The following is a 24,255-nucleotide window of genomic DNA, read 5'->3' on the forward strand; positions in this document are numbered from 1 at the left end:
CAAGATGGATGCCACGCCCCTCGCCTCGCAGGTCAAGATCAACGGCGTTGAACTGAATGCAACCCCCGGACAACGCCCGTTGCGCGTGGATGGGTGCACCACCATCAGCATGCTGTTTCAACACCGTTGCGCGGAACTGGGGGATCGTACAGCCCATCGCGAAAAGGATTTGGGCATCTGGAAGTCATATTCCTGGGCCGACTACTGGCAGCACGCCAAGTGGATCGGGCTTGCCCTGCGCAAGCTGGGCCTGGAACGCGGTGACGTTGTTTCAATCCTGTCCGAGGACCGCAAGGAATGGATGTGGTTCGATATGGGCATTCAGTGCGTCGGGGGCATTTCTTCTGGCGTCTACACCACGGATTCGGCCAATCAACTGCAATATCTGGTCAACGACAGTGGCAGCAAGTTCCTCATCGTCGAGGACGAAGAGCATCTGGACAAGTTTCTGGAAGTCGAAAATCAAGTTCCGGATCTGATCAAGGTGATCATTCTGGAAGACGAAGGCTTGCACGACCTGACCCATCCGCGCTGCATGATGATCGACGATCTTTACGCTTTGGGCCAGCAGGCCGAACAGGAAGATCCGGGACGGTTCGAGGCCGAAATCGCATTGGCCAAACCTCAGGATACAGCCTTGCTGGTTTATACATCCGGCACCACCGGCCAGCCCAAGGGTGCGATGTTAAGCCATGAAAACATCCTGGCCGGCATCGAGGCCGGTGCCTGGTCATTGCCAACACAGGCCAGTGACGAACAACTGTGCTTTCTGCCGCTCTGCCATATCCTGGAACGCGACGTATCCGTCTATTTCCCGCTGGCCGCCCGCTGCACGGTGAATTTCGCGGAAAGCCCTGAGACGGTCTTTGCAAATCTGCAAGAGGTCTCGCCTTCGACCTTCACGGCAGTGCCGAGAGTTTGGGAAAAGATCTATGCGCATGTGCAAATCCTGGCGCAGGATGCAACGCCGTTGGGTCGAATGGCATACGGTCTTGCCCTGAAGGCCGGCGCACGGCGGGCCGGGTACGTGAGTTCGGGAAAACCCGTTCCCGCCGCCATCGCAGCCCGGTTCTGGGTTTGGGATCAGTTGGTTCTGAAGAATTTGCGCCGGATGCTCGGTTTGGACAAACTGCGCCGGGGTGGCACGGGTGCTGCGCCTATCTCGGCGGATTTGTTGAAATGGTACTGGGCCATCGGCGTGCCGATCGTCGAGGGCTTCGGCATGACCGAAACGTCCGGCCTTGCCACACTCAACACTGTGGAAAGCAACAAGATCGGAACCATCGGCAAGGTCGTCCCGGGGTGCGATATCCGCATCTCGGACGAGGGTGAAATTCAACTCAAGGGCATGAACATCTTTCAGGGCTATTGGCGCAACAACGCAAAGACGGCGGAAAGCTTTACTGCCGATGGCTGGCTGCGCACCGGCGATATGGGACGTATCGACAAGGACGGGTACGTTACCATCACCGGCAGGTTGAAAGACATCATCATCACCGCCGGCGGCAAGAACATCACCCCGGCCGAAATCGAAAGCCGGCTGAAGTTCAGCCATTACATCTCGGACGCGGTGATCATCGGCGACCGGCGCAAATACCTCACGGCGCTGATCATGATCGATCAAGAAAATGTCGAAAAATATGCGCAGGACCAGAAAATCCCTTTCTCGAACTTTGCCTCGCTTTGCGCCGCGGCCGAAGTCAAAGAACTGATCGGCGCCGAAGTGGCCGCGGTGAACAAGGAATTCGCACGGGTCGAGCAGATCAAGGATTTTCGCTTGATCGACGTTCTGCTGACCGCCGAGGATGACGAGCTTACCGCCACGATGAAGCTGAAACGCGGCCTGGTCGAAAAGAAACACGGACATCTGATTGAAGACATGTACACTTAGCCAAAGAGTTTTCGGGAGGAGAAAGATGAAGAAGTCATTCAAATGGCTGGCCGCAGCCACGGCGTTGACCGCCTCGGCAAGCATCGGTTGGGCTCAGACGCAGGGCGTGACGGATGACGAGATTGTCATCGGGTCCGTCAACGACCTGAGCGGCATCTTTGCCGCGGTGGGTGTCCCGGCGACCAAAGGTGCGAATGTGGTATTCGACCGGGTGAACGAAGCCGGTGGCATACACGGGCGCAAAATCCGCTATGTGGTCGAGGACAACGGATACCAGATGCCGCGTGCGATGCAGGGCTACAACAAACTGCTGAACCGCGACAAGGTGTTCGCCATGCTGCAATCGCTTGGCACGCCGATGAACATGGCTGGGTTCAAGCTGTTGGATCCCAAGGGAATTCCCAACGTGGCACCTCTGACCGCTGCGCGTCAGATGTTGCAAGAGCCGATGCGAAACAAGTTCACGTCTTTCTCGACCTACTATGATCAGGCGCGTGTCGGTGTGAAATACCTGGCCGGAGAATTTGGATCAAAGACGGTCTGCACCATGTATCTGCCAACAGATTTTGGCGAGGAAATTCTTGAAGGCAGCAAGGCCGGTGCCGAAGAAGCCGGGATCGCTTTTGGATCTGAAACAACCCACAAACCGGATGAGACGGATTTTGTCGGGTCGCTCAGCAAGCTCAAGGAAGAAGGCTGCGATATCGTCACCATGGCGCTTGGGGTGCGTCAGGCGATCACCGTAGTTGGCACGGCCAAGAAGATGGGCCTGACGGACATGAAGTTCCTTGGGACTTCGGCCAGTTTCCTGACAGTCGTGGCACAGGTTCCTGGTGGAGTGACTGACGGGTTCTATGCAGCAGCCTCGTGGCAGGATCTTTGGGCGCGTGCGGATCAACCTGCCCCGGCGGCATTTATCGAAGAATACAAGGCCGCGACCGGCGAAGATCCGGTTGGATTTGCCATGTTGGGCTATTCCGCTGCCGAAATGATGGTCAAAGCGCTTGAAGCCGCGGGCCCTGACCTGACCCATGACAGCTTTATCGAAGCGATGGAGTCACTGGACTATCAGGACGATCTGGTCGGCAATCACATCACCTATGGTCCTGACGACCATCAGGGCGCGGATACCGTGTTCGTCAATGTCGTTGAAAACGGTGCGTGGAAGCTCGTCTACGAAGAATAAAATTTCCCGCAACACAATGCAAAAGGGCTCGCAATTGCGAGCCCTTTCTTTGTTGGGTGTTCCCGGCGAATTAACGCTTGGAGAACTGGAACGAACGGCGGGCTTTGCGCTTACCGAATTTCTTACGTTCCACAACGCGGCTGTCGCGGGTCAGGAAGCCAGCAGCTTTCAGAGCGCCGCGCAGGTTGGGATCGTACAGTTGCAGCGCTTTCGAGATGCCATGCTTGACCGCACCGGCCTGACCGGTCAGGCCACCACCTTTGACAGTGGCGACAACGTCGAACTCGCCTTCGACACCAGCAACCTGAAACGGCTGGCGCAGGATCAGTTGCAGAACGGGGCGTGCAAAATAGACGTCTTGGTCTTTGCCGTTCACGGTGACCTTGCCGGAACCCGGCTTGATCCAAACGCGGGCAACAGCGTCTTTACGCTTGCCGGTGGCGTACGAACGGCCCAGCTCGTCACGTACGGGTTCACGCACGATGACTTCTTCGGCCACGGTTTCAACGCCTGCGACGGCGCTCAGCTCTTCGAGAGTATTGATCTGATCAGCCATCGGTCATTAGCTCCGGGTGTTTTTCTTGTTCATGGACTTGACGTCCAGAACTTCGGGCGCTTGCGCCTCGTGGGGATGCTCGGCACCGGCATAAACGCGCAGGTTGGTCATCTGCTTGCGCGACAGGCGGTTGCCCGGCAGCATGCGCTTGACCGCCTGGGTCACGACGCGCTCGGGGTGTGCGCCCTCAAGGATCTGCTGTTTGGTGCGCGACTTGATGCCGCCCGGGTGGCCAGTGTGCCAGTAGAAGTTTTCTTCGCGCTTCTTGCCGGTCATCTGGATCTTGTCAGCGTTGATTACGATGACGTTGTCGCCCATGTCCATGTTCGGGGTGAACGACGCTTTGTGCTTGCCACGCAGACGCATGGCGACGATCGACGCAAGACGGCCCATAACAACGCCCTCGGCGTCGATCAGGATCCATTTCTTGTCGATGTCTGCAGGTGTTGCAGAAAAGGTTTTCATGGCAGGATAGTCCTGTTTGATGTGAAAGACCGCCCCAAGCGAGGCGGCCCGAATTCGATGGATGCGTATCTAGACACCCATGACCGCCACGTCAAGCGACCAAACGCCATTTAAAACGTTTCAAAACAATGGCTTGTTAAATAGGTATTATTTTACCCCACGCTTTCAGCACCGAGATCGCCCCAATTTCGACACTCTGATACACTCGGTTGGAATTGATCATGCCCAACCACGGAGGGTCGAATGCAGGAATTGATGCGCACGATTGAAAACTATGGCGCGGCCTGGCAGGAAAAGTCGGCCGAAAAACGGCTTGCGCTTCTGACCCAGTGCTTTGTGGAAAACGGTCGGTACGTGGATCCGACAGCCGATGTTTCAGGCCGTGAGCGGTTGAGTACACATATCGGCGAAGTCCTTTTGAATTCGAATGGGCGTGTCGAAATCACCAGCAGCCCTGTGTCGCACCATGATGTCGTCCACTTCACTTGGCATATGGTGGCCCCGAACGGCGCAATCATGGTGGCCGGGCATGATTTCATTCGATTGGACGAGGACGGAAAAATTGCCCATCTGGCCGGATTCTTTGGCGACCCGCCGCCGCTGAGTTGAATGCTAGACGCTGATCTGTTCAGGCGGATTGTCCAGCAAAGCGCGCAACCTCAGCATTGCGTCCTCGAACCGTTCCAACGAAACGTGACCATTCATTGCGATGCGCACTGCGTTTGGAGCACGCCCGTCGCGCAGGGCAAACTCATCCGCTGATCTGAGCTGAATGCCTTCCCGCTCTGCCGCGCGGCTGAACGCGGCAGACCGCCACCCCGATGGCAGGTTCAGCCAGACAAAAGGCACATCCGGTGCCCAGTTCAGATCGAACCCACCCAGCGCGTTGACGGTGATCCGAACATAATCGCCCATCCGTTTGCGCACATCCTGTGCAATTTGGCGGGTACGCGGATCCGACAGCAGCAGCCGGGTCAGTTCGGCCAAGGGTTGAGCCAGGCCAAAATACCCATATTCGGCCGATCGGCGCAGATCGACGCTGCGATCCTTTGGGGCAATGGCAAAGCCAACGCGCAAAGCGGGTGTGAGTATCTTTGAAATGGACGACACGTGCCAACCCCGCTCGGGGGCAAGCGCGCGATAACTGGGTTCACGCGCCTCTCCCATGCGATAGCAATCGTCTTCCACAATCTGAAGGTCGAAGCGCCGGGCGACGTCCACGACCTCTTTCCTGCGTTCCAGCGGCGTGTGGATGCCGGTGGGGTTCTGAACTTCTGGCGAAACGCAAACGGCCTGAGCATTGGTTTGCCGCAAAACATGATCCATCGACGCCGGATCGATGCCCCATTTATCCATCTTGACGCCAATGACTTCGGCGCGCATCAACTCTCCGGCCCGACGGAACCCGGCGTAAGAGAGATCTTCAACCAACACGATAGGCTTGGGTCCGCGCAGGATGGTCTGGAACACCAGACACAATCCGTTCTGCCCGCCATGGGTCAAGACGATGTCATCATGGGTCAGCGGGCCCAGCGGCAAATCCGACAGCCAATCCACGACCGATTGCCTCATGGGTATATACGCGTCCCGCGTGGGGTAATTCAGAAACAGGCCGGGATCAGCTTGCGAAACCTTTTGCAGGCATTCCCGGATAAGCGCGACCTGCCCCGCATCCGGCAAACGCGGGCTGAACAGGCTGACATTGGCGTTGTACTTGTCTTCCCTCAGATGCAGTTGCCTGGCCCAGACATCATCCAGAATCGGTGATTTCGGCGGGGCCACAAATGTACCACGCCCAACCTCGGCGTGGAGCAAGCCCTCGTCGGTCAGGATCGTATAGGCACGTGCGACTGTACCAGGTGTGATTTGCAGGCGATACGCCAGCTCACGAACCGGCGGAAGCTTGGCGCCAACATCTAATTTCCTGTCACCAATAGCTTTTCTTATTGCGTCAGCAACCAATGTGTATTTCGGACCCTTGGATTTTGGCAGAGCGTCCGGCCAAATTGTATCCATTACAATTCTTCCTTTGCCTTTGACACAATTTCGAATGTATCAAACTTATGTACCAAGCAATACTGTTTTGTGTCAATACAATTTGAAAGGAATTCCGAGATGACACGCACAATGCACACCCCCGCCCTTCTGCTGCTGAACGACAGCCCACGGCTGCCTCTGCTCGCGGCTCTGGCCGTGCGGTTTGCGGCGGCGGTCACTCAATGGGAACGCCGTCGCCGCAGTCGCGTCAATCTGAGCTATCTGGATGACCGTCTGCTTCAGGACGTCGGGCTGACCCGCCATCAGGCTGGCTGGGAAACAAAGCGCTTTTTCTGGCAGCCCTGACTGATCCCCAGTCCCAATTATTGGGACCTCTTCCTGGGCCGGGGCCTGTCCCCGGCCTTTTTTATCCGAAATTCGCGGCAGCGGACCCTGCTGGCGGCAGGGAATAGGTCATCGTTGCCCGTGCAACCGGAAGATCACTGCCTTCCGAGTATAAAAGCACATCCCCAACGGCCAGTGTTTTTCCCAGCTTCAACAAACGACAGGCCGCAATCATATCGGCGCCGCCTTCCGGCTTGCGCAGGAAATCAAAAGAACTGTTGGTGGTAACAGCCAGTGACTGGCGCCCTTTCCGTGCCAAAACCATCGCATAGACACTGACATCGGCAAGCCCGAACATCGACGGGCCGGAAACCGTGCCCCCGGGGCGCAGATGTTGATTCTGAACCACTAGGCGCATGGTGATCGTATCTTCGGTCAAATCTTCAACGAAGAAATCCTTGTGCACCTGCGGGAACACCTGTTTCAGGTATTGTGACAGTTCGTCCCGGTTCATTGCCAAAGCCATACTTCCCCTCCTGCTCTTGCCGACCTAGAGTTGGCCCAACTTGGGAATGGAGGGCAAGATGGCAATTCTGGAACGTTACGACACGGGCGCGGTGGCACGGCTGACACTGAACGCCCCGGACCGGCTGAACGCATTAAGTGATGAGATGCTGGCTGCACTGCAAGCCGAACTTGATACACTGCGCGACGACAGCTCGATCCGGGCCGTGGTCCTGAAAGGGGCAGGAAAGGCGTTTTGCGCCGGGCACGACCTGAAGCAGATGACGGCCGGACGCCAATCCGAAGATGGTGGCAAGGCCTACTTTCAAGATCTCTTTTCCCGTTGCGCCCAGATGATGATGTCGATCCAGTCCCTGCCGCAACCCGTTATCGCGCAAGTCCATGGCATTGCGACCGCCGCCGGATGTCAACTGGTTGCAACCTGCGATATGGCGGTGGCCGCAGAAGGAACGCGGTTTGGCGTCAACGGGGTCAATATCGGCCTGTTCTGTTCCACGCCGATGGTTGCTCTCAGCCGCAACATCCCCAGAAAGCAGGCATTTGAAATGCTGACCACCGGCGAATTCATTTCAGCAGAGCGCGCCGCCGAATTGGGGCTGGTAAATCGCGTCGTTCCTGAAGCGCTGCTGGAACAAGAAGCCAACGGGCTTGCGGAACTGGTCGCATCCAAGCTTGGCATGGCCGTGAAGATCGGCAAGGAAGCGTTCTATCAACAGCTGCAAATGCCTTTGGATCAGGCTTATGCCTATACCGGAGACGCAATGGCGCAGAATATGTTGTACCGCGATACAGAAGAAGGCATTTCCGCCTTTATTGAAAAGCGCCCCCCGAATTGGACCCAATGACGCAATTGTTTTGAACATTTTTTGCCACTGTCTTCATTTTTGCACTTTTCAAAAGGGCAACTCTGTGGCAAAGCTGGGTCGAGGCCAAGGCCTCAAGACACTTTTGGGTCGCCGTGGGCGGAAGGTCCCTCCAGCTGGTCTCTCTCACCAGCGCTGACATTCCCGCAGCGGCGACCCCAAGACCCCTCCAGCAAATCAGTCAGATACAATACGGCAGTTGCGCCTGTGTGTGCGGTGCCCTATGTGGCTGCACATGACACAAGTTTTGCATATCGTCGGCGGTGGAATGGCCGGGTCCGAAGCGGCCTGGCAAGCCGCTGAAATGGGCGTTGACGTGATCATTCATGAAATGCGTCCCACCGTTAGCACCTTCGCACATCAGACAGGAAACCTGGCGGAAATGGTGTGTTCGAACTCGTTCCGATCGGATGATGATGAACAGAATGCTGTCGGTCTGCTGCACTGGGAAATGCGAGCAGCCAATGGGCTGATCATGACAACCGCCGACGCACACAGGCTTCCTGCCGGGGGGGCTCTGGCCGTGGATCGCGACCCGTTTGCCGAAACGGTCACCGCAAAACTCCGCGCCCACCCACGCGTGAGCATCACCGATCAGGAAGTCACCTCGCTGCCTGATGACGGCCATTGGATATTTGCGACCGGCCCGTTGACCTCACCCGCATTGGGGGAAGCCATCCGGGCGGAAACGGGATCGGACGCGCTGGCTTTCTTCGATGCAATCGCGCCCATTGTCTATGCCGACAGCATCGACATGAGCAAAGCGTGGATGCAATCCCGATATGACAAAGGCGAAACCGAGGAAGAACGCACGGCATACCTGAACTGCCCGATGGGCCGTGATCAGTACGAGGCTTTCATCGACGCCCTTCTGGCAGCGGAAAAAACCGAGTTTCACGAAGGTGAGACCGCAGGCTATTTTGATGGCTGCCTTCCCATTGAAGTCATGGCCGAACGCGGGCGTGAGACACTGCGCCATGGTCCGATGAAGCCTGTTGGGCTGACAAACCCTCATGCGCCTGACGTCAAACCCCATGCCGTGGTTCAGTTGCGGCGCGATAACGCATTGGGCACATTGTTCAACATCGTGGGGTTTCAGACCAAGATGAAATACGGCGCCCAGACCGACGTGTTCCGCATGATCCCCGGCCTGGAAAACGCCAGCTTTGCCCGGCTGGGCGGCATCCACCGCAACACGTTCATCAACTCTCCTACCCTGCTCGATGCACAGATGCGCTTGAAGTCCAAGCCCAACATCCGCTTTGCCGGGCAGATTACGGGCGTCGAAGGCTATGTTGAAAGTGCCGCAATGGGATTGCTTGCCGGTCGCATGGCCGCCTCGGAAATACAGGGGCGTGACTTGCCCGAAGTGCCCAAAGACAGTGCAATGGGTGCGTTGATCCATCACATTACCGGCGGGGCCGAAGCCAAGACGTTTCAGCCGATGAACGTAAACTTTGGCCTGTTCCGCCCCGTGGACGGCCTGAAAGGCGGGCGGCGCGGCCGGAAAGACCGGTACAAGGCCTATACCGATCGTGCCAAGACAGAATGGCAAACCTGGTTGGATCAATGCTGACTGGACGCGCGGCGTGATCTCGGCCTAGCATGACGGGATGAGCGACAAGTTCCTGGACAACACCTACAAACTCGACACGCCTGAAGACACTGAAACGCATTATCAGAACTGGGCCGCGACCTACGAAAAAGAGGTCGCGGAACAAGGATATGCAACCCCGGGACGGGTGGCCGCGGCTTTGTGGCAATTCCACCCTCACCCCCAAACGCCGATTCTGGACTTCGGCTGCGGAACGGGGCTTTCCGGACTCGCCATGCGGGCGGCGGGATTTGAGGTCATCGATGGTATCGACCCCACCCCCAAAATGCTGGAAGAGGCAGCGGCCAAGAGTGTTTACAGAACCCTGACCGGGTTTGACATCACCAAACCGGCTCCGCTCAGGCGCGGTGCGTATTCGGTGATCACCGCCATCGGTGTCATCGGTCAGGGCGCGGCCCCGCCCGAGACATTCGACCAGTTGATGCACGCCTTGCCCAAAGGTGGGTTGCTGGCGTATTCCCTGAACGACCATGCGCTGTCAGATCACAAATTCACCTGCCGACTGACGGATTGGGTCGACATGGGTGCCGCACGTTTGCTATTTCGCGAATACGGGCCGCACATGCCCGGCATCAACCTTAACTCTGACGTGTATGTATTAGAAAAAGCGTGACTTTCGTAACGCGTTTCGCGCCATCCCCGACTGGCCCGCTTCACCTTGGGCACGCGTATTCTGCGATGATCGCTAGCGACATGGCCAGATCCGAACACGGCCAGTTCTTGCTGCGCATCGAAGATATCGATCGGTCCCGCTCGCGTCTGCATTGGGAGGATCAGATCTACGATGACCTCAATTGGTTGGGGCTGACATGGCCGGAGCCGGTGCTGCGTCAATCAGACCGGCTGAGTATCTATGATCGAGCATTGGACCGGCTGTGGAAGAAGGGTCTTCTGTATCCCTGCCTGTGCAATCGCAAAGATATTGCCGCCGCCGCAAGCGCCCCCCAGGAAGGCGCGCCATTGCTTGGGCCAGACGGAATTATCTATCCCGGAACGTGCCGAAAAGCTAACATAGGTATAGACTTAAGCCAAAATCCTCACCCAAAGGACCAAGTCTTGCGACTGGATGTTGCCAAGGCCTGTCGAACAATCCACGATCCGGCCAGATTCCAATTCATGGAACTGGGCACCGGCCCCGATGGCGAAACAGGTACAGTCACGTTCACCCCGGATGAGATGGAAACCAGTGTCGGCGATATCGTTCTGGCCCGCCGAGACATGGGCACGTCCTACCATTTGTCCGTCGTTCTTGACGACGCGGCCCAGGGGATCACCCATGTGGTTCGCGGTCAGGATCTGTTCGAAGCCACCCGCATACATGTGCTGCTTCAGGTGCTGTTGGATTTGCCGACGCCTGCATATTACCACCACGATCTGATCCGCGATGACGCCGGCAAACGACTGGCGAAACGCGACGATGCGCGTGCCATCGCGAAATACCGGGCCGACGGTGCCAGCCCGGCAGACGTCCGGCATATGGTGGGGCTTTGATCTGGCTCGGTTACGCCATCGGGGCCATCAGTTCGGTCTCGGCCCCGTCCCGCACCGCAGTGTAAAAGCACGTCCGGCGGTTGGTGTGACAGGCAGCACCGGTTTGACGCACCAGAACCAACAGACAATCGCGGTCACAGTCGATGCGGAAATCCACCAGTTCCTGCACATGACCCGAGGTTTCGCCCTTGATCCAGAAAGACTGACGCGAGCGCGACCAATAGGTCACCCTGCCCGTTTCCAGTGTCTTTTCAACGGCCTGTGCGTTCATCCAAGCCATCATCAGAACTTCGCCCGACACCTCATCCTGCGCAATTGCCGGAATCAGTCCCGCCTCGTTATATTTCAGAGTCGATGGATCAAACGCGACGGGGTGAGACATGACAAAAACCTTTTGCATCCGTTGGGTTGGCCACTATGTATGAGGAACACACGACGAGGGAAAGCCATGAGCGGCGAGAACGACCTGATCAAGCTGTATTCCGGACGCATTCTTGCGTTGGCGGCCGACATCCCGCATCTGGACCGGTTGGAAGATCCGGATGCAACAGTCAAGAAACGCTCGCCTCTTTGCGGCTCTACCGTGACCGTTGATCTGAAGGTTCAGGATGGACGTGTCAGCGCCTTCGGTCAGGACGTCAAAGCTTGCGCGCTGGGACAGGCCTCTGCTTCGGTGGTTGGCGACGCGATCATTGGTGCCACACGCGCGCAAGTCGAAGCAGCGCGCGATCAGCTTGCGGCCATGTTAAAAAAGGATGGCCCCGCCCCGGATGCGCCGTTTGACGGTCTTGAGGTCTTGATGCCGGCGCGGGACTACAAGAACCGCCACGCTTCAATCCTGCTGGTGCTGGATGCCGCCGTCGAAGCCATGGCGCAGGCCGAGCAGGCAGATTGCGCCTGATCATAGCTATTTGATGTAAACCCGTTTACCTTCCGCTTAAATTTAAGGAGGGATGGGTTTTGGAAAATCTACTCGAGCATTTTGTCACTCTTTGGGTCGTGATTGACCCGATTGGAACTATTCCCGTTTTTATTGCCGTCACTGCGGGGCTAGAGGCCGCCGCCCGTCGCAAAACAGCGCTGTTGGCGTCATTGATAAGCGCCGGTGTCCTTTTGTTCTTTCTCGTGTTTGGGCAATTGCTGATCGAGGCGCTGGATATAGGACTGAATTCATTTCAGGTCGCAGGCGGCATCATCCTGTTTCTGTTCGCTCTGACCATGATCTTTGGTGAAAGCAAACAAGACATAGAACAGCGTCAGGCCGAAGAGGATCAGGAAGATAAGTATCACAAGCAGAATCCCGCGATATTTCCTCTTGCTGTTCCATCTCTGGCCTCGCCCGGCGCGATGCTTGCAGTGGTGATCCTGACGGACAACCATAGATACAGTGCAGCCGATCAGGGGATTACCGCATTGGTCATGCTGTCGGTTTTGGTAGTCGCCTTTGTTCTCATGCTTCTGGCCGAACCGATCATCCGCCTGATTGGCCATTCAGGAGCAGCGATCATCAGCCGTATCATGGGGATGATCCTGGCCTCGGTCGCGGTCAATTCGGTTCTGTCCGCATTGCTTGAGATTTTCAAAACCGGCCAGTTGTAAAAAAACCGCCGCACCTTCCGGGCGAAAGGGCGGCGGCAGGCAATGCGTGTCTCGCGTGGGGTCCGGATTACCGCACGGGGCCGAGGCAAGGCCCCTCAAGGGGTTTGGGACAGGCAGGTCACCCTTGACTGAAATGGGGATGACAGCGCGGTTCTTTCGGCACGAGATCGCAGGCAGAAAGGTTCAGAAGCCAACCGGCAGGTGCAAGGCGACCATCAGGATCACGACCAGAGACATCACGCCCACGGCATCCTGCAGGATCGTCGATTGCGAGCGGCTGAATACGGTCTTGATCTGGGTCAGCATAGGGTCACCTCCGGTCAGAGCTTTAATCCTTTGTTGACCTTTTGTTCTCATATTTACCCGAGTCGGTAAAGAACTTTTTGAGAACATTTGTGAACTTTCTGGAACTTTTTGCCTAACCCACTGAAATCAAACGGATCGCCTGATCCTGCTTCATCAGCCACAAAAGTACGCGCGCCGCGCGCCCCCGGTCCGAGGTCAGCTTGGGATCCGCATTCAGCAATGCCCGGGCATCGGATTGGGCCACGGCCATCAATCCGGCCTGACGCTCCAGATCCGCAATGCGGAACTTTGGCAGACCGGACTGCGCAGTTCCGATCAGATCCCCGGCACCGCGCATCTCAAGATCGGTTTCCGAGATACGGAACCCGTCTTCGGTTTCACGCAGAACCTCCAGCCTTTTGCGCCCCCCTTCGCTGAGCGGCGGCTGATACAGAAGCAAACACGTCGATTCCGCATCACCCCGGCCCACGCGGCCGCGCAATTGATGCAGTTGGGCCAGACCAAAGATTTCGGCCCGTTCGATGACCATGATCGTGGCATTGGGCACATTGACCCCCACTTCAATGACGGTCGTGGCCACAAGAACCTTGGTGTCCCCGTTCTGGAATGCGGACATTGCCGCGTCTTTTTCCGATGGCGGCATTTGCCCGTGAACCAGCCCGACCACACCTTCGCCCAATATCGCACGCAAGCGTTTGAACCGTTCTTCAGCTGCCGTCAGGTCTGAAACCTCGGATTCATCGACCAAGGGGCAGACCCAATAACATTGCCGCCCCTCATCAATCGCCCGACGCAGATGCGACACGACCTCGTCCATGCGCTGCGTACTGACAATCGCTGTCTTGATCGGTTTGCGCCCCGGCGGTTTTTCGTCCAGCACCGACACATCCATATCGCCATATTGCGCCAGTGCCAGACTGCGTGGAATCGGGGTGGCGGTCATCACCAATACATCCGAGCCCTGCCCTTTTTCTGACAACTCCATCCTCTGGCGCACGCCAAACCGGTGCTGTTCATCAACTATGGCCAAGCGTAGCGCTTTGAATTCCACATCACTCTGAAACACGGCATGGGTGCCGACCAGAATTTGGATATTGCCATTTTTCAAAGCCTCAAGCTTGGCGCGCCGCTCTGCGCCCTTGTCACGCCCGGTGAGCAGCTCCAGCACCACTCCGGCCTCTTCCGCCAACGGGCGCAACCCTTCCAGGTGCTGGCGGGCGAGTATCTCGGTCGGGGCCATCATCACGCCCTGCCCTTTGGCCTCGACTGCAATCAGAAGGGCCATGAAGGCCACCAATGTCTTGCCGGCCCCCACGTCACCCTGCAACAATCGGTTCATGCGGGAATCAGATGCCATATCGACCGCGATTTCCTCGATTGCGCGGCTTTGTGCGCTGGTCGGACGATAAGGAAGACTGGCCAACACCCTGGATTGCAACGCGCCTGTCCCTACGCTGACGACACCACGGGATTTCCGCTCTCGCTGACGCGCCAGAGCAAGCGTCATCTGATGCGCGAACAGCTCGTCATAGGCCAGACGCTGACGCGCGGGCGCAAATGGTGAGACATCATCAGCCCCCTGAGGATTGTGGCCGGCACGAATTGCCGAAATCCAATCCGGCCAGTTTTGCTGTGCCATCTGCGCCGGGTCGATCCATTCCGCCAGCTCTGGCGCCCGCGCCAATGCGCTGCGGGTAGCCTTGAAAGCCGTCTTTTGAGTCAGCCCCTGTGTCAGATGGTATACCGGTTCGAATTCCGGAATTTCACTGGCTTGCTCGACCGGCAACATATGATCCGGATGCACCATCTGAGCCATACCATCGAACAGCTCCAGCTTGCCCGAGATCACGCGGCGTGCGCCCTGAGGCAGCACTTTCTTCAGATAGTCCCCGCGCGCGTGAAAGAAAACCAGCTGAAAATCGGCCTGGCTGTCTTCGACATGCACCCGATACGCGCCCCCCTTGTTTCGAGGCGGCCTGTGCGGGCCGACCGTTACTTCGACCGTCAACGTCGCAGGCAGATCGACACCCTGAATCGTCTCTCGTCGACGTCGGTCGACGACCGCGTAAGGCAGGCCGAACAGAACGTCGCGTGGGCTCTCAACGCCGGCCTGTTGCAGGACCTGAGCGGTCTTGGGGCCGACGCCATCGAGTGTTTCAAGCCCCGCAAACAGCGGGAACAGCTGTTCCGGCCTCCCGCTCATGCGCCTTCGATCAGCTGCAACCAGCCATCCTCATCCAGAGTTTCGATACCCAGCTCTGCGGCTTTCCTGGCTTTCGAACCCGCACCGGGCCCGGCGACCAGAATGTCGGTTTTCTTGCTGACGGAACCAGAAACCTTCGCACCCAACGCCTCGGCCCGTGCCTTTGCCTCGGCTCGAGTCATCTTTTCCAGAGTACCGGTGAACACAACCGTCTTGCCAGCCACCGGGCTGTCTGAGGCAGGCGCATCAGGTGCGACGATTGTCAGTTCCTTGCGCAACGTATCGAACGCGCGCCTCTCTTCCACGTTCGAAAACGCATCGGACAGGGACAGACCCAGCGTTGCGCCGATCCCGTCTATTCCGATCAATTCAGCCCAGGCGGCATTGGCATCGGGCGGAACACGCGCCGCGGTTATGGCCGCATCCCGCACTTCCTTGACACGTGCCCGACGACCTTCTGCCAGCGCGGCCGCCCGTTCGGCATCCTCGGCCTCATCTGCTTGCCGCTGCGCCAAAGCCGCAGGGCGGGCCGTGTCCAGGGCTTGCGTCATGGTCTCCCAATCGCGGTAAAACAGCGCCAGATCGCGCGCTCCGACCTCGCCGACATGTCGAATGCCCAAAGCGAACAACAGGCGCGCAAACGGAATGGTCCGCTTTTCGTCGATCGCGGCAAACAGATTTCTGGCCGAGGTTTCCCCCCACCCATCCCGGTTTTTCAGCCGTGCCAGATTGGTCCTGTCACGCTGCTCCAGTGTAAAGATATCCGCCGGAGTCTTTATCGGAAGGATCGGATCATCATAGAACATCTCGATCTGTTTTGCACCAAGGCCTTCTATGTCAAACGCCTTGCGTGAGACGAAATGTTTCAGTTTTTCAACGGCCTGCGCGGGGCAAATCAAGCCACCGGTGCAGCGGCGGACCGCATCACCTTCTTCACGGATCGCCTCGCTTTGACATTCCGGACAGCGCGTCGGAAAGATAAACGGCTGCGAACCGGCCGGGCGCTTGGACAGATCAACATCTGACAGTTTCGGAATCACATCCCCGGCGCGGTATACCTGAACCCAGTCACCGACACGAATATCCTTGCCATCGCGGATCGTGCCGCCCTTGGCATCGCGTCCCGCGATATAGTCTTCGTTGTGCAATGTGGCGTTGGACACAACAACACCGCCCACCGTCACCGGATGCAACCGTGCAACCGGGCTAAGCGCGCCTGTACGACCGACCTGAATGTCGATCGCCTCCAGCCTCGTCCAGGCCAGTTCGGCCGGGAACTTGTGTGCGATCGCCCATCGCGGCGTGGTTGAGCGGAACCCCAAACGCGCCTGAAGCGACAGATCATTCACCTTGTAGACAACCCCGTCGATGTCATAGGCCAAGGTGGAACGTTGCGCCTCGATATCCTGGTAATGCTCCAGCATCTCTTGCGTCGTTTTGCACAGGCGGGTCAGGGGGTTCGTCGAAAATCCAAGTGATTTCAACCGCTCGACCGCCCCTATCTGCGAGTCGGACAATGGCTCTGAAACCTCTCCCCAGGCGTAAGCAAAGAAACGCAACGGGCGCGAGCGCGTGATTTCCGGATCCAGTTGCCGCAAAGACCCCGCCGCCGCGTTTCTTGGATTGGCAAAGGGTTTGCCGCCGCGCTCTGCCTGCCGCGCGTTCAACGCCTCGAAATCCGCGTGAGACATGTAAACCTCACCCCTGACTTCCAGAACCTCTGGCGCGTTTTTCAGGTGCTGCGGGATATCGGAAACCGTGCGGGCATTGGCCGTTACGTTTTCACCGATTTCGCCATCTCCGCGCGTGGCAGCCTGAACAAGCTGTCCGTTTTCATACCGCAATGACAGCGACAGGCCATCTATCTTGGGTTCGGCGGTGTAGGCCAGACTTTCACCAGCCCCAAGGCCCAGGTATTTCCGGATCGACCTGTCGAAATCGGCCACGTCGTCATCATCGAAAGCGTTGCCCAGCGACATCATGCGCACGGCGTGCGTGACTTTCGAAAAACCATCGGCAGGCTTTGCACCCACTTGATCCGTCGGGCTGTCGGTACGCTTGAGATGAGGGAAACGCGCTTCTATCTCGGCATTGCGCCGTTTGAGAGCGTCATAGTCGGCATCCGACATGTCAGGCGCATCAGCCGTGTGATACAGCGTGTTTGCCTTCGACAATAGTTCGGCCAGACGTGCAAGCTCGGCACGCGCCTCATCTTCCGTCAGCTCGGATATGGAAATTAAGTTGCTCATGGCCTCGCCCTGTCACGCGTACTTGGACCTCAGTGATAGGGCGAGGCCATGGCCAGGTCCAGACGTGCTGAGCCGTGAGTGCAAAGTGCCACCCTGGACCACCGGCGGCACTGGTGGTTCAATTCAAAGTCCGACTGCCATCCGTGTTTCGTCCAGCGTGTTGCTTTGCGGGTCTCGCAGCACATAGCCACGGCCCCAGACGGTTTCGATATAGTTCTCTCCACCGGTCGCATTGCTGAGCTTTTTGCGCAGTTTGCAGATGAACACATCGATAATTTTCAGCTCAGGTTCATCCATGCCGCCATACAGGTGGTTCAGAAACATTTCCTTGGTCAGAGTCGTCCCCTTGCGCAGGCTGAGCAACTCGAGCATCTGGTATTCCTTGCCGGTCAAATGAACCGTCTTGCCATCCACTTCCACGGTTTTTGCATCAAGGTTCACCGCAATTCGCCCTGTATGAATGATCGATTGCGAATGCCCTTTGGAACGGCGGATGATGGCATGTATGCGTGCCACCAGTTCTTCGCGATGGAAAGGCTTGGTCAGATAATCATCGGCGCCAAAGCCGAATCCCTTGATCTTGCTTTCGGTATCATCGGCACCGGACAAAATCAGAATCGGTGTTTCCACCCTGGCGATCCGCAACTGGCGCAGAACCTCATGCCCGTTCATGTCCGGCAGGTTCAAATCCAGCAAGATCAGGTCGTAATCATAGAGTTTTGCCAGATCGATTCCTTCTTCGCCAAGATCCGTCGCATAGACGTTCAGGTTCGCATGCGTCAGCATCAGTTCGATGCTTTTGGACGTGGTCGGATCATCCTCGACAAGAAGTATGCGCATTTTTCACTGCTCCAATTCGGGTCAATAGTTCCAATTAAAATTAAACCTGACCAAGAATGGTTAATCTGACGTTACCGTTGAATCATTTATTCACGCTCTCCTTTAGGTTGTCGATACTTTTTTAGCGCCGTCGCCTTCAACGCCTCGACGCCGTGTTCCGCGATCAAAGAAACCCAACCGTTGAATTCTTCGTCGCTCAGGCCGTATTTCTTTTTTGCGTCAGACAGGCTGATCAACCCGTAAAGCACGCCACGCACGACAAGAATCTTGCGTGACGCCACCCATCGCCTTGTGTTCGCGGGCGGCAAATCCGCATGCGTCAAAATGGATCCATCCGGCAGAGCAACAGACCTTGGCCCTTCAACTTTGTGCAAATACATCGCTTTACCCTTCTTGCTGCACCAAAGCTGCCCTCAGCCTACTTAAAGTCGCGTGAAACCGCCCCTTGAGAGTGTGTAGAATTTTCCTATATTCTGCCGGTCTTTCTTAACCCGGACTGGAATCTGCAATGGCCCTCGACACCGAGACCCCGCTGAACTCGCTTGGCTTTGCCAAACCACCCTCGGAAACGCGGGTCGTTGTGGCGATGTCGGGGGGCGTCGACAGTTCCGTTGTCGCGGCCTATCTGGCCGATCAGGGCTATGATGTGGTCGGTGTGACTTTGCAGCTATATGACCACGGCGCGGCATTGGCCAAGAAAGGTGCCTGTTGCGCTGGAATCGATATTCATGATGCGCGACGCGTGGCGGAAGAACGGGGATTTCCGCATTACGTTCTGGATTACGAGAACATCTTCAAGGATGCCGTGATCGACGAGTTTGCCGACAGCTATCTGGCAGGCGCGACGCCGGTTCCCTGCATCCGCTGCAACGAGCGGGTGAAATTCAAGGACCTTCTGGAAACCGCCAAGGATCTCGAGGCAGACTGCATGGCCACCGGCCATTACATTCAGCGCAAGATGGGCGCCAACGGACCGGAACTGCACAGCGCCGAAGACGCCAATCGCGATCAGTCCTATTTCCTGTTCTCGACCACGCCAGAGCAACTTAATTTTCTGCGCTTCCCGCTGGGCCACCTGCCGTCAAAAGACGCAACCCGTGAGATGGCGGCGCAGTATGGGCTGTCGGTGGCGGACAAGCCCGACAGCCAGGATATCTGCTTCGTGCCCGACGGCAATTATGCCAGCGTCATCGAAAAACTGCGCCCCGGAGCCGCGGAACCCGGCGAGATCGTTCACGCCGACGGCCGCGTACTGGCGCAACACAACGGTGTGATTCACTATACGATCGGCCAACGTCGCGGTCTTGGCATCGGCGGCCTCAGCGAGCCGCTTTATGTCGTCAAACTGGACGTCGACAAAAAGCAGGTCGTTGTCGGCCCGAAAGAGATGCTGGCAACGCGAGTCGTTCCGGTGCGCGAGATCAATTGGCTGGGCGATGACCCCTTCTCGTCACGCGATGAATGGCATCTTTCCGTCAAAGTCCGCTCGACCCGCCCGCCGCGCGAGGCAATCATTCGGCCGCTGTCGGACACTACGGCCGAGGTCGAACTGCTGACCCCCGAGGAAGGCATCTCGCCGGGGCAGGCCTGCGTGTTTTACGCAAACGAAGGCAGCCGCGTGTTCGGCGGTGGCTGGATCTGGCGTGGGTATTAGGCTGAAACCGGCTCGACCTCGGGTTCAATCTGAATCTGCAATGCATCGTTGAACCGATTGAACGCACCGCACAAGGCGATGCGCCAGGTCAGCTCGACGATCTGAGCATCGGTGAACCATTCCCTCAGATCCGCCACTTCGGCATCCTTCATACGGCCCGACCGGATCGTCACGGCTTCGGCATAGCGCACGACCGCCTTGTCACAGGCATCCAGTTCCGGATGATCCTCGACGTCCGGCAGACGCGCCGCCCCTTCGGGGCTCAGCCCCGCGACGGTCAGCAGCGGTGTGTGATGCGAGACGCAATAATCGCAGGCATTCAGTTTTGAAACCGTCACCATCGCCAGCTCCAACGCACGGCGCGGCAAGTTCTCTTGCTCTCGCAGGGTTGTCAGCATTCCCGTGACATGGTTCAGAACCGGAGGGCAATACGCTGCGACGCGGGCCCAGTTATCAAACGGGCCATAGGCGCCCAATGCAGCGTGGGACGCGCGCGCGTCGGCGGTCATTTCCTGATCCGACAAAGGGGGGATGCGGGTCATGTTGAAAACTCCTTTTCTGGGTCACGATACCTTGGACCTGCGCCCCAGCAACAGACCTTTGCAGGTCACATATGCGAGACAACGCGCTCTCTTTGCCGGGTCACACCATATCGGTGGGAGAGTTGAAGAGAATATAGAGCCCGACGCAGACCATGATATAGGGCGCAATCCGATCCAGCCGGGCAACGCGCGGACCAAGGCTTTTGGCGTGGGGCGCCCCCCATGCCGCAACAACAACCAGCAAGACGGCCGCGCTGGCGGCACCGATCAACGCAACAATCCGATAGGACGGCGCAGAGTCCGCAAGCAGAGGGGTCATTACCGCAAAACTGTCTATCGAGAGGCTCAGGAAAAGCGTCACCACCGAAGTCACCGCCCCTTTTGACTCCGCACCTTCGGTGTCCGCGTCGCGAAACTGATGCCAGATTCCGCGCAAGCCAAACACCAGCGGGACAAGGCCGAGATAGCCGATCCAAAACGGAAGGCCACTCTGGTTCAGGCCCACGGCCACGGTCATGGCCAGGGAAAGTACGATCGTCTGAGCGACGGCAAAACCCACGATCGCGCGGCGCTGTTCCATCACCAGGATCAAGCCCAACAAGACAGCCAGATTGTCCAGATTGGTAGAGATCATCGCGATCCCCGCAGAGACTGCAAACAGCGCGTGATCAAGCATTGCGTGGCTGCATTCTGTTCAAAACCGCCCGCGCTGCGCGCAAGCCGGGTGCTTCGCCCCCACGCCCCAACCTGTCCATGGTCAGGTTCATGGCATGCTGTTGCGCATCGGGTGCGTCGGCGACCTTTCGCAAGGCTTCGGCGATTTTCTGAGGCTGACAATCATCCAGCAGGCATTCCGGCACGGCGCGTGTTTCCGAAACCAGATTGACCAGTGTAACGGTGTCCAGCTTGACCATCCGTTCCGCCATTTTCTGCGTCAGCCAGTTCAGCTTGTACGCAATGACCATCGGCGTATTCTGCGCTGCAAGTTCCAGCGAAACCGTTCCCGAAGCAGCAAGGGCAAGATCTGCGGCGCCAAAGGCCGCTCGTTTGTCGGCCATGGCTTGTTCCGCACCCACCCGGCGGGGATCCAGCACCACGGGCGCGCCAGGCCATTCTGGTACCAGTTCATTTATCAGATCTGTTGTCGCACCTACGGTCGGGATCACCACGCGGTAATTCGGGTGGTCATCGAAAAACAACCCCAACGCGCCGCCGAAAGACTCTGCCAGACGTTCAATCTCACCCCGCCGCGACCCGGGCAAGGCCAGCAGGATCGGCGCATTACCCAGATCAAAGCGGTGGCGAAAGGCGGCGATCTCATCTGGTGTGGCAGTCGGTTCGCCAACCACAGGATGGCCGACAAAGTCGCATTCCATCCCTGCCCGCTCCATGTACGGAGGTTCAAAAGGAAGAAGAGCCAGCACATGGTCGATGACCTTTGCCATCTTGTCTGCACGCCCGGGGCGCCAAGCCCAGACACTGGGCGCAACATAATGCACGGTTCGGATTTTGCTGTTGGCTTTTACGATTTTGGCGACGCGCAAGCTGAAATCCGGGCTGTCTATGGTGATCAATACATCCGGTTTCGTGTCCAGCACCGCCTGTGCCGTCTCGGATATCCGCCGTTTCAGGTGAAAAAACTTCGGCAGCACTTCGACAAGCCCCATGACAGACAGCTCGGACATCGGGAACCGGCTGCGCAGGCCCTGCGCTTGCATCAGCTGGCCTCCCACACCGTCGAATTCAATCTCGGGCACCAGGGTTTTCAACCCCTCCATCAGCGCGCCACCCAACCGGTCGCCCGAAGGTTCACCGGCGACCAGAAAGACACGCATCAGACTGCCCGCTCGCGGATATAGAGAAACAGACCCAGACGGTTGCATTCAGCGATGACGCGTTCCTTTTCCAGAACGAGCACACCGCCTTTTTCCAAAACGATCCCGGACAAACCTGCCGCAACCGTGTCGGTAACAGTTTCCGGCCCGATGGCGGGCAAATCGGCGCGCCGATCCTGATCGGGTTTGGGGCCTTTGAACAGAATGCCCCCGCCAGCGTCGGGGCGTTGGGTCAGGGATTGCAGCATCCACGCGGTGCCGAACACCCCCTCGATGGCCAGCGCCTGCCCTTTGGACACGGCACAAGCCTGCCCGGTATCCGCCGCCCCCATTGCGCGAAGAATCCCGGCGGCGCGGTCAGCGTCGGCCATGTCGGCGTCCGAGGGCTGGGCCTCGGTCAGACATCCCACAGGCGGCAACAAACCGGGCGCGATCTCATGTGCGGCCCTGAGGGTGAGGCCGGCCCCTTCAAGAATTCCGATCACCGCGCGCAAAGCTCCGTCATCCCCGGACAGGATGGCCTTTTGGATGATCGGAACCAATGGCAGCGTCGCGGCGTCGATGCGCGATGGGTCGATTGGCGGGCGTCGAACAGCGCCGGCCAGACAGATATCGGTCACGCCCCGCGCCTTCAGGTCAGCGATGAAACTGCCCAGCTGTTCCAGAGGAAACACGACATCTGCACTCAGGCTGTCAGGCAGAAACCCCTCCATTGCGCAGATCAGAGGGCGTTCTGGCAACTGCGCAACAACTTCCGTCGGCAGCGTCCCGGTTCCCGCAATCAACGCAAGCATGACCCTATTTCCTCGGGGTCAGGAAGGATCGGTCACTGTGGCCGGTGACGAAATCCACGATCTGCTGCACATAGTCGCTTTCGTTACCTTCACCGATCCGGCTGGCGCGATCCATAAAGGTGCCTTCGCCGTCGGACAATTCCTTGAATGCCGCGCGCAGCGCCGAGATATCTTCACGCGATACACCCTTGCGCTTGAGACCGACGAGGTTCAGGCCATCCAGCTCACCCCGCGACGCCTGTACCAGGCCGTAAGGAATAACATCTTTCGGCACCATGGTCAGCGCGCCAATAATGGCCCCGCGTCCAACGCGCACCCATTGATGCAGCCCTGAAATGCCACCGACGATCACGTCGTCTTCGACGATGCAATGCCCCGCCGCGCCGGCATGGTTCACCATGATCACACGGTTGCCGATCTGAACGTCATGGGCCACGTGAACACCCGCCATCAACAGGCAGTCGTCACCGATCCGCGTGACCCCTCCGCCACCTTCGGTCCCGGTATTGATTGTCACATGCTCGCGAATGCGGTTGCGTTTGCCAATCTCAAGCCGGGTGTTTTCGCCGCTGAATTTCAGGTCCTGAGGGATTTCACCAATCACCGAGAAATTGAACACGACGGTATCGTCGCCGATCGAGGTGTCGCCCGTCACGACCACATGCGATTTCAACTCGACCCGATCGCCCAGTTTCACCTGTGGGCCCACGTGGCAGAAGGGACCGATGATACAATCCTGTCCAATCTGCGCACCGTCTTCAATAATTGCGCTGGGATGGACTCCGTTCATGTTGTCTTTTCCATATCCCAGTCGACATAAGCCGAGAATTCCGCCTCGGCGGCAACTTCGCCTTCGACAGTTGCACGGCCGCTGAATTTGAACAGCTTTCCGCCTTTTTTCCCACGCACTGTTTCCACATGCATTTCCAGCACATCACCGGGCACCACCTTGCGGCGGAATTTGCACTTGTCGATGCTCATGAAGTAAATCAACAGCTCGGTGTCGATGACGTCCATTCCCACACCCAGCATCACACCGGCGGTCTGCGCCATTGCCTCGACAATGGTGACACCCGGCATGATTGGCGTACCGGGGAAATGCCCCTGAAAATGCGGTTCGTTCATGGTGACATTCTTGATTCCGCGCGCCGACTGATAGCCCGAGATATCTACCACCTTATCGACCAGCAAAAACGGATAGCGGTGCGGCAGGATCCTCTGGATCAGCTGAATGTCTGCGCTTTTGGTTTCTGTGCTCATGATGCAGATATCCCGTTTTGGATGTTTCTTTTTTTGCGTGGTTAGCAATACAGCACTGC

At 57.8% G+C, this 24,255-nt stretch carries 27 protein-coding genes; 11 read left to right on the plus strand and 16 right to left on the minus strand.

Translation table 11 applies throughout. The features are described from left to right. Positions 1 to 4 precede the first annotated feature (4 nt). Both GS611_RS04245 and GS611_RS04250 read left to right on the plus strand, forming a co-directional pair. A complete protein-coding gene (locus GS611_RS04245; protein ID WP_171632534.1) occupies positions 5 to 1,891 on the plus strand; it encodes a long-chain fatty acid--CoA ligase in 1,887 nt (628 codons plus the stop codon). Positions 1,892 to 1,916: 25 nt separating this feature from the next. Continuing rightward, a complete protein-coding gene (locus GS611_RS04250; RefSeq protein WP_152457952.1) occupies positions 1,917 to 3,077 on the plus strand; it encodes an ABC transporter substrate-binding protein in 1,161 nt (386 codons plus the stop codon). 70 nt (positions 3,078 to 3,147) lie between these two features. On the opposite strand, the gene rpsI is transcribed toward GS611_RS04250, so the two are convergent. Together rpsI and rplM are read right to left on the minus strand one after the other, a co-directional pair. Continuing rightward, positions 3,148 to 3,633: a 30S ribosomal protein S9 gene (gene rpsI, locus GS611_RS04255; RefSeq protein ID WP_152457951.1), complete on the minus strand. Its 486-nt coding sequence runs from the start codon at positions 3,631 to 3,633 to the stop codon at positions 3,148 to 3,150. A 6-nt stretch (positions 3,634 to 3,639) separates the two neighbouring features. Next, positions 3,640 to 4,098 carry a 50S ribosomal protein L13 gene (rplM, locus tag GS611_RS04260; protein WP_171632537.1) on the minus strand — a complete coding sequence of 153 codons (459 nt, stop codon included), beginning with the start codon at positions 4,096 to 4,098 and terminating at the stop codon, positions 3,640 to 3,642. A gap of 243 nt (positions 4,099 to 4,341) precedes the next feature. Between rplM and GS611_RS04265 the strand changes: the two genes are divergently transcribed. Continuing rightward, positions 4,342 to 4,707 carry a nuclear transport factor 2 family protein gene (locus GS611_RS04265; protein ID WP_171632540.1) on the plus strand — a complete coding sequence of 122 codons (366 nt, stop codon included), beginning with the start codon at positions 4,342 to 4,344 and terminating at the stop codon, positions 4,705 to 4,707. A gap of 3 nt (positions 4,708 to 4,710) precedes the next feature. Here GS611_RS04265 and GS611_RS04270 read toward each other — a convergent pair whose 3' ends face one another. After that, a complete protein-coding gene (locus tag GS611_RS04270) occupies positions 4,711 to 6,114 on the minus strand; it encodes a PLP-dependent aminotransferase family protein (RefSeq protein ID WP_171632543.1) in 1,404 nt (467 codons plus the stop codon). A gap of 99 nt (positions 6,115 to 6,213) precedes the next feature. Here GS611_RS04270 and GS611_RS04275 point away from each other — a divergent pair, with 99 nt between their 5' ends. Further along, entirely contained in the window at positions 6,214 to 6,441 is a 228-nt protein-coding gene (locus tag GS611_RS04275; RefSeq protein WP_171632546.1) for a DUF1127 domain-containing protein, read from the plus strand. Between the two features lie 61 nt (positions 6,442 to 6,502). Here GS611_RS04275 and GS611_RS04280 read toward each other — a convergent pair whose 3' ends face one another. After that, complete coding sequence (locus tag GS611_RS04280; protein WP_171632549.1) at positions 6,503 to 6,946, minus strand: PaaI family thioesterase; 444 nt, start codon at positions 6,944 to 6,946, stop codon at positions 6,503 to 6,505. A 58-nt stretch (positions 6,947 to 7,004) separates the two neighbouring features. Here GS611_RS04280 and GS611_RS04285 point away from each other — a divergent pair, with 58 nt between their 5' ends. The 4 genes from GS611_RS04285 to gluQRS all read left to right on the plus strand — a co-directional run bounded on the left by GS611_RS04285 (position 7,005) and on the right by gluQRS (position 10,914). Continuing rightward, positions 7,005 to 7,790, plus strand: a complete 786-nt coding sequence (locus GS611_RS04285; RefSeq protein WP_171632551.1) for an enoyl-CoA hydratase — start codon at positions 7,005 to 7,007, stop codon at positions 7,788 to 7,790. A 253-nt stretch (positions 7,791 to 8,043) separates the two neighbouring features. Next, positions 8,044 to 9,384, plus strand: coding sequence for a methylenetetrahydrofolate--tRNA-(uracil(54)-C(5))-methyltransferase (FADH(2)-oxidizing) TrmFO (trmFO, locus tag GS611_RS04290; RefSeq protein WP_171632553.1), 1,341 nt, complete (start codon positions 8,044 to 8,046; stop codon positions 9,382 to 9,384). Positions 9,385 to 9,421: 37 nt separating this feature from the next. Beyond that, on the plus strand, positions 9,422 to 10,036 hold the full coding sequence (locus GS611_RS04295) for a class I SAM-dependent methyltransferase (RefSeq protein WP_171632555.1): 615 nt from the start codon (positions 9,422 to 9,424) through the stop codon (positions 10,034 to 10,036). Next, positions 10,033 to 10,914: a tRNA glutamyl-Q(34) synthetase GluQRS gene (gene gluQRS, locus GS611_RS04300; protein WP_171632558.1), complete on the plus strand. Its 882-nt coding sequence runs from the start codon at positions 10,033 to 10,035 to the stop codon at positions 10,912 to 10,914. Before GS611_RS04295 ends, gluQRS begins: the two co-directional genes overlap by 4 nt. Before the next feature lie 10 nt (positions 10,915 to 10,924). Here gluQRS and hisI read toward each other — a convergent pair whose 3' ends face one another. Continuing rightward, positions 10,925 to 11,314 carry a phosphoribosyl-AMP cyclohydrolase gene (gene hisI, locus GS611_RS04305; RefSeq protein ID WP_171632561.1) on the minus strand — a complete coding sequence of 130 codons (390 nt, stop codon included), beginning with the start codon at positions 11,312 to 11,314 and terminating at the stop codon, positions 10,925 to 10,927. A gap of 48 nt (positions 11,315 to 11,362) precedes the next feature. Here hisI and GS611_RS04310 point away from each other — a divergent pair, with 48 nt between their 5' ends. After that, a complete protein-coding gene (locus GS611_RS04310) occupies positions 11,363 to 11,815 on the plus strand; it encodes an iron-sulfur cluster assembly scaffold protein (RefSeq protein WP_171632563.1) in 453 nt (150 codons plus the stop codon). Positions 11,816 to 11,874: 59 nt separating this feature from the next. After that, complete coding sequence (locus tag GS611_RS04315) at positions 11,875 to 12,513, plus strand: MarC family protein (RefSeq protein ID WP_171632566.1); 639 nt, start codon at positions 11,875 to 11,877, stop codon at positions 12,511 to 12,513. 183 nt (positions 12,514 to 12,696) lie between these two features. On the opposite strand, the gene GS611_RS21245 is transcribed toward GS611_RS04315, so the two are convergent. The 5 genes from GS611_RS21245 to GS611_RS04335 form a co-directional block, all read right to left on the minus strand. Next, a complete protein-coding gene (locus tag GS611_RS21245; RefSeq protein ID WP_256367496.1) occupies positions 12,697 to 12,819 on the minus strand; it encodes a hypothetical protein in 123 nt (40 codons plus the stop codon). Positions 12,820 to 12,931: 112 nt separating this feature from the next. Then, positions 12,932 to 15,022, minus strand: a complete 2,091-nt coding sequence (gene recG / locus GS611_RS04320) for an ATP-dependent DNA helicase RecG (protein WP_171632568.1) — start codon at positions 15,020 to 15,022, stop codon at positions 12,932 to 12,934. Then, entirely contained in the window at positions 15,019 to 17,271 is a 2,253-nt protein-coding gene (ligA, locus tag GS611_RS04325) for an NAD-dependent DNA ligase LigA (protein ID WP_171632570.1), read from the minus strand. Before ligA ends, recG begins: the two co-directional genes overlap by 4 nt. 123 nt (positions 17,272 to 17,394) lie before the next feature. After that, the gene (gene ctrA / locus GS611_RS04330) at positions 17,395 to 18,111 is read right to left on the minus strand and encodes a response regulator transcription factor CtrA (protein WP_152457936.1); all 717 of its coding nucleotides are present in this window, start codon (positions 18,109 to 18,111) and stop codon (positions 17,395 to 17,397) included. A gap of 86 nt (positions 18,112 to 18,197) precedes the next feature. Next, entirely contained in the window at positions 18,198 to 18,491 is a 294-nt protein-coding gene (locus GS611_RS04335; protein WP_171632574.1) for a DUF1153 domain-containing protein, read from the minus strand. Between the two features lie 128 nt (positions 18,492 to 18,619). Between GS611_RS04335 and mnmA the strand changes: the two genes are divergently transcribed. Continuing rightward, positions 18,620 to 19,765 (plus strand): tRNA 2-thiouridine(34) synthase MnmA, encoded by a 1,146-nt coding sequence (gene mnmA, locus GS611_RS04340; protein ID WP_171632577.1) that lies wholly within the window; start codon positions 18,620 to 18,622, stop codon positions 19,763 to 19,765. On the opposite strand, the gene GS611_RS04345 is transcribed toward mnmA, so the two are convergent. From GS611_RS04345 to fabZ, 6 genes are all read right to left on the minus strand, one after another. Next, positions 19,762 to 20,307 (minus strand): carboxymuconolactone decarboxylase family protein, encoded by a 546-nt coding sequence (locus GS611_RS04345; RefSeq protein ID WP_152457933.1) that lies wholly within the window; start codon positions 20,305 to 20,307, stop codon positions 19,762 to 19,764. The two genes, mnmA and GS611_RS04345, sit on opposite strands and share 4 nt — an antisense overlap. A 100-nt stretch (positions 20,308 to 20,407) precedes the next feature. Then, positions 20,408 to 20,983, minus strand: a complete 576-nt coding sequence (locus tag GS611_RS04350; protein WP_171632580.1) for a cadmium resistance transporter — start codon at positions 20,981 to 20,983, stop codon at positions 20,408 to 20,410. Further along, a complete protein-coding gene (gene lpxB / locus GS611_RS04355; RefSeq protein WP_171632583.1) occupies positions 20,976 to 22,142 on the minus strand; it encodes a lipid-A-disaccharide synthase in 1,167 nt (388 codons plus the stop codon). The genes GS611_RS04350 and lpxB overlap by 8 nt, the downstream gene beginning before the upstream one ends. Then, positions 22,142 to 22,936 carry an LpxI family protein gene (locus GS611_RS04360; protein WP_171632585.1) on the minus strand — a complete coding sequence of 265 codons (795 nt, stop codon included), beginning with the start codon at positions 22,934 to 22,936 and terminating at the stop codon, positions 22,142 to 22,144. The genes lpxB and GS611_RS04360 overlap by 1 nt, the downstream gene beginning before the upstream one ends. A 4-nt stretch (positions 22,937 to 22,940) precedes the next feature. Continuing rightward, positions 22,941 to 23,726: an acyl-ACP--UDP-N-acetylglucosamine O-acyltransferase gene (gene lpxA, locus GS611_RS04365; RefSeq protein WP_171168239.1), complete on the minus strand. Its 786-nt coding sequence runs from the start codon at positions 23,724 to 23,726 to the stop codon at positions 22,941 to 22,943. Then, positions 23,723 to 24,196 carry a 3-hydroxyacyl-ACP dehydratase FabZ gene (gene fabZ / locus GS611_RS04370; RefSeq protein ID WP_152457928.1) on the minus strand — a complete coding sequence of 158 codons (474 nt, stop codon included), beginning with the start codon at positions 24,194 to 24,196 and terminating at the stop codon, positions 23,723 to 23,725. The genes lpxA and fabZ overlap by 4 nt, the downstream gene beginning before the upstream one ends. Positions 24,197 to 24,255 lie beyond the last annotated feature (59 nt).

The organism is Ruegeria sp. HKCCD6119 (assembly GCF_013110585.1).
In the GTDB taxonomy this organism is placed as follows: Bacteria; Pseudomonadota; Alphaproteobacteria; order Rhodobacterales; family Rhodobacteraceae; genus Ruegeria.

Coding starts and splice junctions, on each gene's coding strand:
- fabZ (WP_152457928.1), bottom strand. CDS start 24,196: ATGAGCACAGAAACCAAAAGCGCAGACATTCAGCTGATCCAGAGGATC.
- ligA (WP_171632570.1), bottom strand. CDS start 17,271: ATGAGCAACTTAATTTCCATATCCGAGCTGACGGAAGATGAGGCGCGT.
- trmFO (WP_171632553.1), top strand. CDS start 8,044: ATGACACAAGTTTTGCATATCGTCGGCGGTGGAATGGCCGGGTCCGAA.
- GS611_RS04360 (WP_171632585.1), bottom strand. CDS start 22,936: ATGCTTGCGTTGATTGCGGGAACCGGGACGCTGCCGACGGAAGTTGTT.
- ctrA (WP_152457936.1), bottom strand. CDS start 18,111: ATGCGCATACTTCTTGTCGAGGATGATCCGACCACGTCCAAAAGCATC.
- GS611_RS21245 (WP_256367496.1), bottom strand. CDS start 12,819: ATGCTGACCCAGATCAAGACCGTATTCAGCCGCTCGCAATCGACGATC.
- mnmA (WP_171632577.1), top strand. CDS start 18,620: ATGGCCCTCGACACCGAGACCCCGCTGAACTCGCTTGGCTTTGCCAAA.
- GS611_RS04345 (WP_152457933.1), bottom strand. CDS start 20,307: ATGACCCGCATCCCCCCTTTGTCGGATCAGGAAATGACCGCCGACGCG.
- GS611_RS04285 (WP_171632551.1), top strand. CDS start 7,005: ATGGCAATTCTGGAACGTTACGACACGGGCGCGGTGGCACGGCTGACA.
- GS611_RS04350 (WP_171632580.1), bottom strand. CDS start 20,983: ATGCTTGATCACGCGCTGTTTGCAGTCTCTGCGGGGATCGCGATGATC.
- GS611_RS04295 (WP_171632555.1), top strand. CDS start 9,422: ATGAGCGACAAGTTCCTGGACAACACCTACAAACTCGACACGCCTGAA.
- GS611_RS04245 (WP_171632534.1), top strand. CDS start 5: ATGGATGCCACGCCCCTCGCCTCGCAGGTCAAGATCAACGGCGTTGAA.
- lpxA (WP_171168239.1), bottom strand. CDS start 23,726: ATGAACGGAGTCCATCCCAGCGCAATTATTGAAGACGGTGCGCAGATT.
- hisI (WP_171632561.1), bottom strand. CDS start 11,314: ATGCAAAAGGTTTTTGTCATGTCTCACCCCGTCGCGTTTGATCCATCG.
- GS611_RS04310 (WP_171632563.1), top strand. CDS start 11,363: ATGAGCGGCGAGAACGACCTGATCAAGCTGTATTCCGGACGCATTCTT.
- rpsI (WP_152457951.1), bottom strand. CDS start 3,633: ATGGCTGATCAGATCAATACTCTCGAAGAGCTGAGCGCCGTCGCAGGC.
- GS611_RS04265 (WP_171632540.1), top strand. CDS start 4,342: ATGCAGGAATTGATGCGCACGATTGAAAACTATGGCGCGGCCTGGCAG.
- GS611_RS04275 (WP_171632546.1), top strand. CDS start 6,214: ATGACACGCACAATGCACACCCCCGCCCTTCTGCTGCTGAACGACAGC.
- recG (WP_171632568.1), bottom strand. CDS start 15,022: ATGAGCGGGAGGCCGGAACAGCTGTTCCCGCTGTTTGCGGGGCTTGAA.
- rplM (WP_171632537.1), bottom strand. CDS start 4,098: ATGAAAACCTTTTCTGCAACACCTGCAGACATCGACAAGAAATGGATC.
- GS611_RS04335 (WP_171632574.1), bottom strand. CDS start 18,491: ATGTATTTGCACAAAGTTGAAGGGCCAAGGTCTGTTGCTCTGCCGGAT.
- GS611_RS04280 (WP_171632549.1), bottom strand. CDS start 6,946: ATGGCTTTGGCAATGAACCGGGACGAACTGTCACAATACCTGAAACAG.
- GS611_RS04270 (WP_171632543.1), bottom strand. CDS start 6,114: ATGGATACAATTTGGCCGGACGCTCTGCCAAAATCCAAGGGTCCGAAA.
- GS611_RS04250 (WP_152457952.1), top strand. CDS start 1,917: ATGAAGAAGTCATTCAAATGGCTGGCCGCAGCCACGGCGTTGACCGCC.
- lpxB (WP_171632583.1), bottom strand. CDS start 22,142: ATGCGTGTCTTTCTGGTCGCCGGTGAACCTTCGGGCGACCGGTTGGGT.